The sequence below is a fragment of the Nocardioides hankookensis genome, from assembly GCF_042658885.1.
GTDB lineage: Bacteria > Actinomycetota > Actinomycetes > Propionibacteriales > Nocardioidaceae > Nocardioides > Nocardioides hankookensis.
The window spans coordinates 325003-338304 of record NZ_JBHSRJ010000005.1 but is presented as its reverse complement, the minus strand read 5'-3'; the positions used below and the strand labels follow the sequence as shown (position 1 = coordinate 338304).

General features: G+C 70.8%; 11 protein-coding genes. 4 read left to right on the top strand and 7 right to left on the bottom strand.

Features of this window, described 5'->3' with window-relative positions:
• Window positions 1–20: 20 nt before the first annotated feature.
• The 3 genes from glmM to rplM are packed head-to-tail and all read right to left on the bottom strand — an operon-like array spanning window position 21 to window position 2357.
• Window positions 21–1367 carry a phosphoglucosamine mutase gene (gene glmM / locus ACFPYL_RS16190; RefSeq protein ID WP_379156342.1) on the bottom strand — a complete coding sequence of 449 codons (1347 nt, stop codon included), beginning with the start codon at window positions 1365–1367 and terminating at the stop codon, window positions 21–23.
• Between the two features lie 10 nt (window positions 1368–1377).
• A complete protein-coding gene (gene rpsI / locus ACFPYL_RS16185) occupies window positions 1378–1878 on the bottom strand; it encodes a 30S ribosomal protein S9 (protein ID WP_379156339.1) in 501 nt (166 codons plus the stop codon).
• A 35-nt stretch (window positions 1879–1913) separates the two neighbouring features.
• On the bottom strand, window positions 1914–2357 hold the full coding sequence (gene rplM, locus ACFPYL_RS16180) for a 50S ribosomal protein L13 (protein WP_028644855.1): 444 nt from the start codon (window positions 2355–2357) through the stop codon (window positions 1914–1916).
• Window positions 2358–2621: 264 nt separating this feature from the next.
• On the opposite strand from rplM, the gene ACFPYL_RS16175 reads away from it, so the two are divergent.
• A complete protein-coding gene (locus ACFPYL_RS16175; protein ID WP_379156336.1) occupies window positions 2622–3911 on the top strand; it encodes a citrate synthase in 1290 nt (429 codons plus the stop codon).
• Between the two features lie 115 nt (window positions 3912–4026).
• On the top strand, window positions 4027–4641 hold the full coding sequence (locus ACFPYL_RS16170; RefSeq protein WP_379156333.1) for an HAD family hydrolase: 615 nt from the start codon (window positions 4027–4029) through the stop codon (window positions 4639–4641).
• Between the two features lie 3 nt (window positions 4642–4644).
• On the opposite strand, the gene ACFPYL_RS16165 is transcribed toward ACFPYL_RS16170, so the two are convergent.
• On the bottom strand, window positions 4645–7107 hold the full coding sequence (locus ACFPYL_RS16165; RefSeq protein WP_379156330.1) for a choice-of-anchor A family protein: 2463 nt from the start codon (window positions 7105–7107) through the stop codon (window positions 4645–4647).
• 177 nt (window positions 7108–7284) lie between these two features.
• The gene (locus ACFPYL_RS16160; RefSeq protein WP_379156327.1) at window positions 7285–8526 is read right to left on the bottom strand and encodes an MFS transporter; all 1242 of its coding nucleotides are present in this window, start codon (window positions 8524–8526) and stop codon (window positions 7285–7287) included.
• A 57-nt stretch (window positions 8527–8583) separates the two neighbouring features.
• Here ACFPYL_RS16160 and ACFPYL_RS16155 point away from each other — a divergent pair, with 57 nt between their 5' ends.
• Both ACFPYL_RS16155 and ACFPYL_RS16150 read left to right on the top strand, forming a co-directional pair.
• Entirely contained in the window at window positions 8584–9126 is a 543-nt protein-coding gene (locus ACFPYL_RS16155) for a MarR family winged helix-turn-helix transcriptional regulator (RefSeq protein ID WP_379156324.1), read from the top strand.
• A gap of 28 nt (window positions 9127–9154) precedes the next feature.
• A complete protein-coding gene (locus tag ACFPYL_RS16150; protein ID WP_379156321.1) occupies window positions 9155–10441 on the top strand; it encodes a S1C family serine protease in 1287 nt (428 codons plus the stop codon).
• 75 nt (window positions 10442–10516) lie between these two features.
• On the opposite strand, the gene ACFPYL_RS16145 is transcribed toward ACFPYL_RS16150, so the two are convergent.
• Both ACFPYL_RS16145 and ACFPYL_RS16140 read right to left on the bottom strand, forming a co-directional pair.
• Window positions 10517–11569 carry a GNAT family N-acetyltransferase gene (locus ACFPYL_RS16145; protein WP_379156319.1) on the bottom strand — a complete coding sequence of 351 codons (1053 nt, stop codon included), beginning with the start codon at window positions 11567–11569 and terminating at the stop codon, window positions 10517–10519.
• A complete protein-coding gene (locus ACFPYL_RS16140) occupies window positions 11566–13260 on the bottom strand; it encodes an ABC-F family ATP-binding cassette domain-containing protein (protein ID WP_379156316.1) in 1695 nt (564 codons plus the stop codon). Before ACFPYL_RS16140 ends, ACFPYL_RS16145 begins: the two co-directional genes overlap by 4 nt.
• Window positions 13261–13302 lie beyond the last annotated feature (42 nt).

Sequence of the window (13302 nt, the reverse complement as noted above, 5' to 3'; positions counted from 1 at the left end):
CGACCCTATCGACCGGGCGACTACAGGCTGAGCTGTCGCTTGACGACGTCGGCGAGCCGCTCGGCCACCGCCCGTGCCTCGTCGGCGGTGCGCGCCTCGACCATCACCCGCACCAGGTCCTCGGTGCCCGACGGACGGAGCAGGACCCGGCCGGACTCGCCGAGCTCGGCCTCCTCCTCGGCGACCGCCGCCGCGACGACCGGGTCGTCGTCCGCGCGGGCCTTGTCGACGTCGGGGACGTTGACCAGCACCTGCGGGAGGCGGGTCATCACCGACGCCAGCGACTCAAGCGACTGACCGGTCACGGCCATCCGCTCCAGCACGTGCAGGGCGGTCAGTGTGCCGTCGCCGGTCGTGGCGTACTCGCTCATGATCACGTGGCCGGACTGCTCGCCCCCGAGGCCGTAGCCGGAGACGCGCATCGCCTCGAGCACGTAGCGGTCGCCCACCTTCGTCTGGCGTACGCCGACGCCCGCACCGCGCATCGCCTGCACGAAGCCGAGGTTGCTCATCACGGTCGCGACGACGGTGTTCCTGGGCAGGTGGCCCGACTCGGCCATCCCGATCGCGAGGATCGCCATGATCTGGTCGCCGTCGACGACGTTGCCGCGGTGGTCCACGGCCAGGCAGCGGTCGGCATCGCCGTCGAGGGCGAAGCCGGCGGCCGCACCGTGCTCGCGCACGGCGGCGCGCAACGGCTCGAGGTGGGTCGAGCCGCAGCCGTCGTTGATGTTCAGCCCGTCGGGCTCGGCGTTGATCGCGATCACGTCGGCGCCGGCGGCCCGTAGGGCCATCGGCCCCGCCTCGGACGCCGCGCCGTGGGCGCAGTCGAGCACGACCTTGATCCCGTCCAGTGGCCGGGAGAGCGTGCCGACGAGGTGCTCGACGTACTCCCCGACGGGCGTCGCGTACGGCGTCACCCGACCCACGTCGCCACCGAGCGGGCGGTCCCAGGGCTGGTCGAGGTGCTGCTCGATCTCCCGCTCGACGGCGTCGTCGAGCTTGAGCCCGCCTCGGGCGAGGAACTTGATGCCGTTGTCGGGCATCGGGTTGTGCGAGGCGCTGATGACCACGCCGAGATCGGCGCCGAGCGCCTGGGTCATGTAGGCGACCGCGGGGGTCGGCAGCACGCGGAGCCGCAGCACGTCGACACCGGCGGAGGCGAGCCCGGCGACGACGGCGTGCTCGAGGAACTGTCCCGAGATGCGGGTGTCCCGGCCGACGACAGCGAGCGGGCGGTGGCCCTCGAACTCGCCCCGGTCGGCCAGGACACGGGCAGCGGCAACGGAAAGGTCCAGGGCCAGCTCAGCGGTCAGATGACCGTTGGCCAGGCCCCGGACCCCGTCCGTGCCGAAGATGCGCGGCATACGCAGCGGATCAGCGCTTCGAGTACTGGGGCGCCTTGCGGGCCTTCTTGAGACCGGCCTTCTTGCGCTCGATGACGCGGGCGTCACGCGTGAGCAGCCCGGCCTTCTTGAGCGACGGGCGGTTGGCCTCGACGTCGATCGCGTTCAGGCAGCGGGCCACGCCGAGACGCAGCGCGCCGGCCTGGCCGGTGATGCCGCCGCCGTGGATGCGGGCGACGACGTCGAAACGACCCTCGAGCTGGAGGTTCGCGAACGGCTCGTTCACGACCTGCTGGTGCAGCTTGTTCGGGAAGTAGTTGTCCAGCGTCCGGCCGTTGACCGTCCACTGGCCGGTGCCGGGGACGATGCGGACGCGGGCGACGGCCTCCTTGCGACGGCCGGTGGCCGCAGCGGGGGCGATGGTCGCCGGACGGGCGGGGGTGTCAGCGGACGGGGCGCTCTCGGAGCTGTAGGCGATGCCCTGCTCGTCGGCCTCGTAGGTCTCCTCGACCTCGGTGGTGGTGTCAGCCACGATGTTCCTCACTCAGACTTTCTCGACAGAAGCGATTACTGGGAGATCTGCTTGATCTCGTACGGAGTGGCCTGCTGGGCCTGGTGCGGGTGGTTGGGACCCGAGTAGACCTTCAGCTTCTTGAGGACCTGGCGGCCGAGCTTGTTCTTCGGCAGCATGCCCCACACGGCCTTCTCGATGGCCTTGCGGGCGTCCTTCTCGAGGACCTCACCGATCGGAGTGGCAGACAGACCACCCGGGTAGCCGGAGTGGCGGTAGGCCATCTTGGTGACCTTCTTGTCGCCGGACAGCGCGACCTTCTCAGCGTTGATGATGATGACGAAGTCACCGGTGTCAGCGTTGGGGGCGAAGATCGCCTTGTGCTTCCCGCGCAGGAGGTTGGCGGTCTGGGCAGCGAGGCGGCCGAGGACCACGTCGGTGGCGTCGATGACGAGCCACTCTCGCGTGATGTCGCCGGCCTTCGGGGCGTACGTGCGCACGGAGGAACTTCCTTCGTTCGTAGGTCCCGCACGGCCCTGTGCCGCACGGGTGTGGTGCACGCCCTCTGACGAACACTGCCCGACTCAGCTTCGTTCGGGTCTGCGCCCGGACTCCGTGGGGTGTCCGGACGCGGCAGGAGGCGCGACTGACAAGAGTACGGGCGGGTCACGGACCGTGTCGAATTGGCAGTGACGGAAACATCACAGCGTCCATGAACGGACACCGGGTTCGCATGCCGCCACGCCGCCGACTAAGTTGAGAGGGTGACTGATTCTCTCACCGTCCGCGACAACCGCACCGGACAGGAGTACGAGGTCCCGATCGCCGACGGCGCCATCAAGGCCGCCGATCTGGGCCAGATCAAGGCTGGGGACGACGCTCCGGGTCTCGCGGTCTACGACCCCGGCTTCGTCAACACCGCCTCCTGCCGCAGCTCCGTCACCTACATCGACGGGGAGAAGGGGATCCTGGAGTACCGGGGCTACCCGATCGAGCAGCTGGCCGAGAAGTCGAACTTCCTCGAGGTCGCCTACCTCCTCATCCACGGCGAGCTGCCCACGAAGGCGCAGTACGAGGAGTGGGTGCACGAGATCACCTACCACACGTTCGTGCACGAGAACGTGAAGTCGTTCATGCAGGGCTTCCGCTACGACGCGCACCCGATGGGGATGCTGATGGCGTCGGTGGGGGCCCTCTCCACGTTCTATCCCGACGCCCGCAACATCAGCGACGCCGAGAACCGGCACATCCAGATCGTCCGGATGATCGCGAAGATGCCGACGCTCGGCGCCTGGGCGTTCCGGCACGCGCAGGGCAAGCCGTACGTCTACCCGGACAACGACCTCAGCTACACGGCCAACTTCCTCTCGATGCTCTTCAAGATGAGCGAGTCGAAGTTCGAGGCCGACCCGCGCCTGGTCAAGGCACTCGACGTGCTCTTCATCCTGCACGCCGACCACGAGCAGAACTGCTCGACCAACGCGGTCCGCTCCGTCGGCTCCTCGCAGGTCGACCCGTACTCGGCCGTCGCGGCCGGCGTCGGCGCCCTCTACGGCCCGCTGCACGGCGGCGCCAACGAGGCGGTGCTGCGGATGCTGCGGCGCATCGGCACCAAGGAGAACATCCCCGCCTTCATCGAGGGCGTGAAGAACGGCAACGAGAAGCTGATGGGCTTCGGGCACCGGGTCTACAAGAACTTCGACCCGCGCGCGACGATCATCAAGAAGGCCTGCGACGACGTCTTCGAGGTCACCGGGGTCAACCCGCTCCTCGAGATCGCCAAGGAGCTCGAGAAGATCGCGCTCGAGGACGAGTACTTCATCAAGCGCAAGCTCTACCCCAACGTGGACTTCTACTCGGGCCTGATCTACGAGGCCTTCCAGTTCCCGCCGGAGATGTTCACCGTCCTATTCGCGATCGGCCGCACCCCGGGCTGGCTGGCCCAGTGGTCCGAGCTGGTCCAGGACAAGGAGCAGAAGATCGCACGTCCCAAGCAGCTCTACATGGGCGACCGCGGCCTGGAGTTCGTGCCGGCCTCGGAGCGGTGGGCATAAACGCACATCGTGGCGACTCACGTCGTCCAGTGCGTGCGCTCGCAAGGCGGAGGAGCGAAGGCGGCCTTCAAGCGGAGCGGGCCGTCGAGCGACGACAACGCCGCGAGCGTGCGTGATGGGCGGCGTGAGCGGCGTTGTGTTCGACCTCGGCAACGTATTGATCGACTGGCAACCGGCCCTCGCCATCGCGGCGGGGGTCGGTGCCGTTGAGGCGCAGCGCTTCCTCGAGGCCGACGACTTCGACTTCATGGAGTGGAACCACCTCCAGGACAGCGGTCGCCGCTGGGCCGACGGGGTCGCGGAGGTACGCCGGACGCACCCGCACTGGGCCGCGCACGCCGACGCCTACCTCGAGCACTTCCCGGCGTCGCTGAGCAAGGTGCCCGGCACCACCCAGGTCGTGCGCGAGCTGCACGAGGCGGGGATCCCGCTGATCGGCCTGACGAACTGGTCCGACGAGCTCTACTACCCGCACGCCGCCCCGCACTTCGAGGTGCTACGGATGCTGGACGACGTCGTGGTGTCGGGCGAGGTCAAGGCCGCCAAGCCCGACCCTCGCGCCTACGAGATCGTGGCCGAGCGGAGCGGGCTGCCGCTGGACCGGCTGGTGTTCGTGGACGACAAGCAGCTGAACGTCGACGCCGCCGTGGCGCTCGGCATGGACGGCATCGTCTTCACCGACGCCACCGCGCTGCGCGCCGAGCTGCGCAGCCGCGGCCTGCCCGTCTGACGACTACCGGGTGACGCGGAGGGTCTTGACGACCGTCCGGCCGCGGCTCGGGTCCAGCTTGACCCGGACCTTGCCCTGACGGGCGAGCCGCTTGCCGACCTTGGTGAGCTTCACCTTCGCGGTGACGACCCCACCCGCCTTCAGCTTCACCTTGCCGAGCGCCATCACCTTGCCGCGCACGGTCGCCTTCACGACCGCGGCGCCGGGCATCGACGAGACCAGTCGCATCGACAGCCTGGATCCGGCGACCCGCGCCGAGCCGACGAAGCCGGCGGTCGTGGAGCCCGGCTGCACGGTGATCGTGGCCGACGCCGAGTTGTTGCCGGAGTTGGCGTCGACCGACGTCGAGGTGACGGTCGCCGTGTTGACGACCGGCACCGGGTCGGTGGTGCCCATCTGCTCGGTGCTGGTGCGGTCCTTGAGGCAGACGAGGTCGAGGGTCGCGGTCTTCGCGGTGCTCGTCTGGTTGAAGAGACGGAACGCGCGCGCCTTGAGCCGCGGGTCGTTGCCGAAGGACGTGACGCCCGGCGGCAGCTCGAACGTCGCGACGACGCCCTTGCCGTCGTCAGGGCAGATCACCTGGAACTCGTTGCCCTCGGCCGCCGTGCTGCCGGGCACCGTCACCGTCTGGACGACGTGGGTGAAGAGCAGCTCGTGCGTGTGGCCGAGGACGGCACTTGTCGTCGTGCGCAGGCAGCGGGCCGAGAACGTCGCCGTCACCGACGACGTGGCGTCGAGGACGAACGTCCAGACCCGCGGGTTGGCCTGGGTCGTCTCGGAGCCGGCCAGCGTCGCAGCGGCGGACGAGAGCTCGAAGCCGGGCGCGATCGCGACGGTGCCCGTCGGGCAGGTCAGGCTGGCGGTGGACCGGCCGGCGCCGTACGACTGGGTGGTCGTCACCAGTGCGGCGTCCGCGGACAGCGCGTGCTGGTGACTGTCGGCGTACCCGGTCTGGCGGTCGGCGGCCTCGGTCCTCGCGGGCAGGCAGACGATGAACGCCTTGGCCTGGGCGCGGCCGGTGGCGTCGTTGCGGATGACGCCCTTCCAGGTGCCGAGCGCCGTGGTCTGCGCGCTGAGGACCTTGACGTCGGTGATCGCGCCGGTGCCCTGGTCGACGTGGTCGACACGGAACTGCCCGTCGCTGAGGATGTCGCCGCCCGTGCAGGACAGGGTGATCGTCCGCTGCTGGCCGGGCTCGAGGTCGACCTGCGCCTCCGCCTTGTACGGCGTGAGCCAGTGGTTGGCCTGCGGGTGCGAGACCGGCCCGGCGCCCGCGATCGGGTTGGCCGTCACCGTGACGGTGACCGAGGTCGACGCGCCGGCAGCGAGCGAGCCGACGCTGCAGCTGACGACGCCCGCGGCCTGGGTGCACGGGGAGCTGGAGGAGACGTAGGTGACGCCGCTGGGCAGCTCGTCGCGGATCACGACGCCGGTGGCGGTCGCGTCGCCGACGTTCTTCGCCGTCAAGGTGTACGTCACGGTGTCGCCGCCGTGCGGGCTCGCGACGGAGGCCGACTTCGTGACCGTGACGTCCGAGGTGCCGGGGCTCGACGGCGGCGACGGCACGCAGGCGGTGCTCGGGAACGTGTTCAGGTGCGTCTCGTAGTTGGAGCTGAACGACTTGGCGAGGATCTGGCCGATGGTGTGGCCGGCCGAGGCGATCGTCACCGCGGCGTTCGGGGCCAGGATCGTCCCCGGGAAGGCCGCGCCGTAGCTGATGGTGACCGCCGTGGCCGCCGGGAAGTTCCAGACGAGCCCGGCGTACGCGCCCTTGATGTTGCCGTCGGACGCCTGGTTCCAGCTCGACCCGCTGCCGAGCCAGGCCTGGCCTGCGATCGTCGGGGTCGCGCCGGGCACGTTGATGATCGTGGTCGCGCCACCGGGGACGCTGAGCCCGAGGTGCTTGCCGCTGGCGAGAGCCGCGGCGTCACCGGCCGAGAGGTTGAAGACGTTGAGCGACGCGTTGGTGCCGGTCAGCACGATCGCCGCGTTGCCGCCGGTGGTGCCGGACGTGACGGTGCCGGTCGAGGCGGCGGAGCCCCACGCGGTCGACGTCGCGCGCAGGTCGGTGAAGGCGGTCGCGAAGTCGATGGGGTTCGCGTTGAGGTAGCCGGTGCCGGAGCCGCCGTTGAAGTTCACGCCCGACTTCGGCGTGACGTAGGCGCTGCCGTACTGGAGGTTGTAGCCCGAGCCGTGCGAGCCCGCGACCACGAGGCTCGGCGAGCTCGCCGCGAAGCCGGTGAGGCGGGTGCCGAGCGTCATGCCGGTCGGCAGGTTGCCGCCGTACGCGACCGTGCCCTCCGACTCCGACCCGCGGCTGCCGTTGCCCTCGACGAACTCGGTCCAGCCGGTCGCGGCACCGAACACGTTGGACGCCGAGGTGCCGCTCGAGCACACGGCGGCGTCGGCGCTGCCGTTGATCGGCGCGACGACGGCGACCAGCGCCGCGGCAGCGACGACGGCCATGACAGTAGGCACTCTCAGCGCGCTGACAGCGCGCGGACGTGCAGCAGTTCCCCCCACGACGTTAACCCCCCAGCTAGGTCGTTGACCCCACTGTGGCAGCAAGCCGCGCGGCGCCGCCATCCGAAACCGGCTCGCACGCCCAACCTTGCGTGAAACCTGAGTTTCTGACGCTCAGGCTCAGGCGGTGACGGGCTCCGGCGGCGTCTCGATCGGCGTACGACGGGTCAGGTTGCGCACGTCGGCGGAGGTGAGCGCCAGCAGCGCCGAGGCCCCCATCACGCAGCCGACGACGAGGAGCCACTCCTGATAGCCGACGACGACGGCGATCGGGCCGGTCAGGGCGAGCCCGAGCGGGCGTGCCACGAAGGAGCCGACGGCGTCGAACGAGTAGACGCGGGCGAGCTTGTCCGGCGCGACGTTCTGCTGGATGGAGAGGTCCCAGAAGACGTCGAACACCTGGAGCCCGAAGCCGTGCAGGAAGGCGCCGACGAGCACGATCCAGAGATGCTCGGAGACCGCCATCGCGATCGGGAAGAGCGCCGTCAGGCTGAGCAGCACGGTGCCGATCAGCAGGCTGCGCCGCGGACGCCAGCGCAGGCAGACCAGGCCGCCCACCACGAAGCCCGCCATCAGTGTCGCCATCGCCCAGCCCCAGGAGGAGCGGCCGAACTCGTCGCCGACCACGATCGGACCGAGCACGGTCTGCGCCCCGCCGTAGAAGAGGTGGTAGAGCATCGCCTGCCCGATGAGCAGCCACAGCCAGGGGTGCGCGAGCACCTCGCGGGCGCCGTCTCCGAGGTCGGCGAGCATCGACGCCCGCTCGCCCTCGGGGACGGAGTGCGGGACCCGCAGCCGGGAGTAGCAGTACGCCGCGATCGCGAACGTGAGCGCGTCGACGCCGATCGCCCAGCCCGAGCCGGCGACCGCGACCAACACGCCACCCACGGCATACCCGACCGTGGCGGCGCCCGTCTGGAGCAGGGACCGGCCGGCGACCGCCGAGGGCAGGTGCTCGGGCGGGACGGTCTCGCGGGTCATCGCCCGCGACGACGGCTGGCTCAGCGCGGAGAGGCAGCCGTTGAGGGCGCCGACGATCCCGAGCATCGCGACGGTGCCGAACCCGACGATCAGCGACGTCGCGAGGAAGGCCTGGGTCAGGGCGCTGCCGGCAGCCGACCCCTCCATCATCAGCTTGCGCGGGAGGCGGTCGCCGAGCACACCGCCGAAGAGCACCGTGACGACGTCGGCCAGCGCGAACGCCCCGACGACCAGGCCGAGGTCGGTCGCGGAACCGCCGAGGTCGAGGACGGCGAAGGCCAGGGCGATCGGGGTGATCGAGTTGCCGAGCGAGCTGGACGCCGTGCCCGCGACGAGGAACCGGAAGTCCCGGTAGCGGAAGGCGGACAGGCGGTCGTGCACGAGGAGGATATTACTTCGCTGACGAACTATTCGCCACCGAAGCGGTAGGATTTTCCGGTGACCGAGGACTGGGCGGACCGCCACGTCGCGCGCTGGCGCGACCACTGGATCGACGTGAGCTTCGAGGACGACGTCGAGGCGATCGTCGTCCGGATCGGGCGTCTCAAGCGCTACTTCAAGCTGACGACGCAGCAGGCCCTGGTCGAGGTCGGGCTCCAGGACTTCGAGTACGACACCCTCCACCACCTGATGATCCGCGACACCCCCGGGCTGGCGAGCCCCTCGGCCCTCGCCGAGGACCTCGGCATCAGCAACGCCGGCATGACCGGGCGTCTCGACTCGCTGGAGAAGGCGGGCTGGATCCAGCGACACCCGGACGCGGACGACCGCCGCCGGGTCGGCATCGAGATCACCAAGGGCGGCGCGGCGATCTGGCGACGGGCGATGGAGCTGCGCGGCCGGGCCGAGGACGAGGTCGTGCACGCCCTGGACGCCGAGGAGCGCGCGATGCTCGCGGCGCTGCTCAAGAAGATGACGCTCGTGACGGAGGCACCCGAGGACGAGGTTTCTTCTGGGTCGTCCAGCGACGTCTCAGGTTGATCACAGGCTGGCGCAACACAGTGGGGGCATGAGCGACCAGCCGACGACTCCCCCGCAAGGCCCGCAGGACCCGCACAACCCGTACTTCTCCTACCCCGCTCCGCAGGGTCCCCGCCCCCAGGGCCCGCCGGCCCAGGCGTACGGTCCCGCCCCGTCGGGCGCTCCGCAGACCGAGACCCTGCCGACGCAGCGCCGCCCCCGGCGCACCGGCCTGGCCGCCGCGGTCGTCGCCACCGCCCTCGTCGTGGGCGCCGCTGCTGGTGTCGGCGGCGCCGCCGCGTGGAACGCCTTCGACGACAGCGACTCCGGCAGCAACGACGCCGGCGCTGCGCAGACCTCGCAGGTCGTCGACACCCCCAGCTCCCCCGCCGCCGACGGCTCGGTCGAGCAGGTCGCGGCCAAGGTGCTCCCGTCGGTCGTCAAGATCGACGTCAGCGGCAGCCAGGGTGCCGGCTCCGGGTCGGGCATCATCCTCAGCTCCGACGGCAAGATCCTCACCAACAACCACGTCGCGGCGATCGCCGGCGACGGCGGCTCGATGACCGTCTTCTTCAACGACGGCACGTCGGCCAAGGCCTCCGTGGTCGGCACCGACCCGCTGACGGACACCGCGGTGATCAAGGCCGAGGGCGTCTCGGGGCTGACCCCGGCGACGATCGGCAAGTCGGCCGACCTCAAGGTCGGCGAGGGCGTCGTGGCGATCGGCTCGCCGTTCGGCCTCGACTCCACCGTCACCAGCGGCATCGTCAGCGCGCTCAACCGCCCGGTCGACGTCGGCTCCGACGGCGACGGCAACAGCACGACGTACCCCGCCATCCAGACCGACGCGGCGATCAACCCCGGCAACAGCGGCGGCGCGCTCGTCGACATGAACGGCAACGTCGTCGGCATCAACTCCTCGATCCGCACCGCGAGCTCGAGCGAGGGCGAGGCCGGGTCGATCGGCCTCGGCTTCGCGATCCCGATCGACGAGGTGCTGCCGATCGTCGACCAGATGAGCAAGGGCGAGACCCCGACCCACGCCCGGCTCGGCATCTCCGTCGCCGACGTCGCCAGCCAGGACGGCGCCGAGGTCGTGCAGGGTGCCGAGGTCAAGGAGGTCAGCGCCGGGTCGACCGCCGCGGACGCCGGGATCGCCAAGGGCGACGTGATCACCAAGGTCGACGACGAGCTGATCACCGGGGCCGACTCGCTGGTCGCGACGATCCGCTCCTACCGGCCCGGCGACGGCGTCACCGTGACCTACACCCACGACGGCGAGACCAAGACCACCCACCTCACGCTCGACTCGGACGAGAGCACGTCCAACTCCTGACCACCTGACGCCCCTTCCGCGCCCGAGACACGGGAGGGGTGGAGGGTCCCACCGGCAACCGGGCCCGTCTCCCTGTCAGCCGGAGGGGCCCTCCTCTTTGGTCCTGGGCAGTCGCTTCTGGAACTCGCCGAGGCGGGCGACCGGGACGAAGCCCAGCCGCTCGTTGACCTCCACCATGTGCCGGTTGACCTCGGCGTTGTACGTCGTGAGCGTGTGGATGTCGGGACGCTCGGTCTGGAGCAGGCGCAGGTTCGCCAGCTTCACGGCCAGGCCGAGGCGGCGGCCGCGGGCGTCACCGCGGACCAGGGTCCCCCACTGGTAGGCCCTCCCCGGCTCGTGCACGGTGGTCGCGAGGTCCGTGAACGCCACGAGCTCACCGGCCGGGTCCAACGCGACGGTGTTGTACTTCGTCCGCCCCTGGGCCACGATCAGCGCCTCGGTCTCGCGCACGGTCCCGACGTCGGCGTACTCCGGCTCGAGGTCGAGGTCGCCCATCGGCGCCTCGGTCGTCAGGCTTCCGTTGAGGCGCGCCCACCCCTCCACGAGGTCGTCGGGGACCGGCCCGGCCCAGGAGCGCAGGGTGAAGCCGTCGTGGTGCGGAGCGACCTCAGCCGCCATCCGCTCGAGGACGCCCGACGGCACGGGCAGCGCGAGCGTCCGCTTCACGTCGCCCAGGGCGAGGTCGTAGCCGGCAGCCCGGGCGAACTCGGGTCCCGGCTCCCCGGCGCCCGCCGGGCCGCCGGCGTACGGCCAGGAGCTCTCGCCGAACATCGTCGTGCGGCCGTGCTCGCGCGCGACGCGTTCGACGTGGTCGAGCATCGCGGCGGCGTACCCGCGACGGCGCGCATCGGGGACGGTGTGCACCGCGAGCTCCGCGCGGTCGGTGTTGTCGAGCAGCGAGAGGCGGACCCAGCCGGCGGTGACGACGCGTCCGTCGACGAGCCCGGACCACCCCTCGTCCCAGAAGCGGCGGCCCTCACGCTGCATCAGCGCCCGGACCTCCTCGAGCTGCCAGGGCGCGGCGACGTCGGGCCCCGACGCAGCCTCGGCGACCTCGTAGGCGTGGTGCCAGGCGTCGAAGGCCTCGTCGTCGTGGACGTCGAGCCGGACGATCTCGAGGTCGCTCATCGGGTGCGCTGCACGCGGCCCTCGTCCCAGACCGGCCCGTCGGACTCGTAGACCTCGCCGTCGGCGCCGTAGACCAGGAACCGGTCGAAGCCCCGGGCGAACCACCGGTCGTGGGTGACGGCGAGGACGGTGCCGTCGAAGGCGGCGAGCCCGTCCTCGAGCGCCTCGGCCGACTGCACGTCGAGGTTGTCGGTCGGCTCGTCGAGCAGCAGCAGCGTGGCGCCGGACAGCTCGAGCAGCAGGATCTGGAAGCGCGCCTGCTGCCCGCCGGACAGGGACTCGAAGCGCTGCTCGCCGGCGTGCGCCAGCTCGTAGCGGTCGAGCACGCGGGCGGCCTGCTCGCGGCCCATGCCGGCGCGACCGTGGGGCGAGCCGTCGCCGCGGTGCAGGATCTCGAGCAGCGTGCGACCGACCAGCTCGGGGTGCTCGTGGGTCTGCACGAACCAGCCGGGGCGGACCCGGGCGCCGAGCTTCGCCTTGCCGGAGTGGACGACGGGCTTGATCTCGACGTCTCCGACCGGCCGGTGCTCGACGTCCGGGTCGCTGCCCCCGATCGCGAGCAGCCGCAGGAAGTGGGACTTCCCCGACCCGTTGGAGCCGAGGACCGCCACCCGCTCGCCGTACCAGACCTCGAGGTCGAAGGGCTTCATCAGGCCGGTCAGCTCCAGGTCCTCGCAGACGACCGCGCGCTTGCCGGTGCGACCGCCGGTGAGACGCATCGTGACCTGCTGCTCGCGCGGCTGCTCGGTGGGCGGGCCGGCCTCCTCGAACTTGCGCAGCCGGGTCTGTGCGGCGCGGTACTGCGACGCCATCCCGTCGTTGTACTCCGACTTGATCTTGTAGTGCAGCACGAGCTGCTTGAGCTTCGCGTGCTCCTCGTCCCAGCGCCTGCGCAGCTCCTCGAAGCGCAGGAAGCGGTCGCGGCGCGCCTCGTGGTACGACGCGAACCCGCCCGGGTGCGTCCAGACGGTGTTGCCGCCGGCGCCGAGCTCGACGGTGACGACGCGCGTCGCCGTGTTGTTCAGCAGCTCGCGGTCGTGGCTGATCATCAGGATGGTCTTGTCGGACTCGCGGATCCGCTCCTCGAGCCAGATCTTGCCGGGTACGTCGAGGTAGTTGTCGGGCTCGTCGAGCAGCAGCACCTCGTCGGGGCCGCGCAGCAGCAGCTCGAGGACCAGCCGCTTCTGCTCGCCGCCGGACAGGGTGCTGAGCGTGCGGTACTTGGCGCGGTCGTAGGGCAGCGCCAGCGCCGCCATCGTGCAGACGTCCCAGGTGACCTCGATGTCGTAGCCACCCGCGTCCGCGAACTCCGAGAGCGCGTGCGCGTAGGCCATCTGCGTCTGCTCGTCGTCGGTCTCCATCAGGGCGAGCTCGTAGCGCTCGACCCCGGCCGCCGCCGTACGGACCCTCGGCGGGGAGACGCTGAGCAGCAGGTCGCCGACGGTGGGGTCGTCGCCGAGTGCGGCACCGACGTTCTGCCGCATCACCCCGAGGCCGCCCGAGCGGGTGATCGCCCCCGCGTGCGGCGCCAGGTCGCCGGTGATGATCCGGAGCAGGGTCGTCTTGCCGGCCCCGTTGGCGCCGACCAGGGCGACCTTCGCGCCCTCGCCGACCCGGAAGGACACGTCGTCCAGCAGCACCCGGCCGTCCGGCAGCTCGTAGCGCACCCCTGCCACATCCACGTGTCCCACGTCGGGTGATTCTCCCTGCTCGCACCGCTGCGGGACACCGGT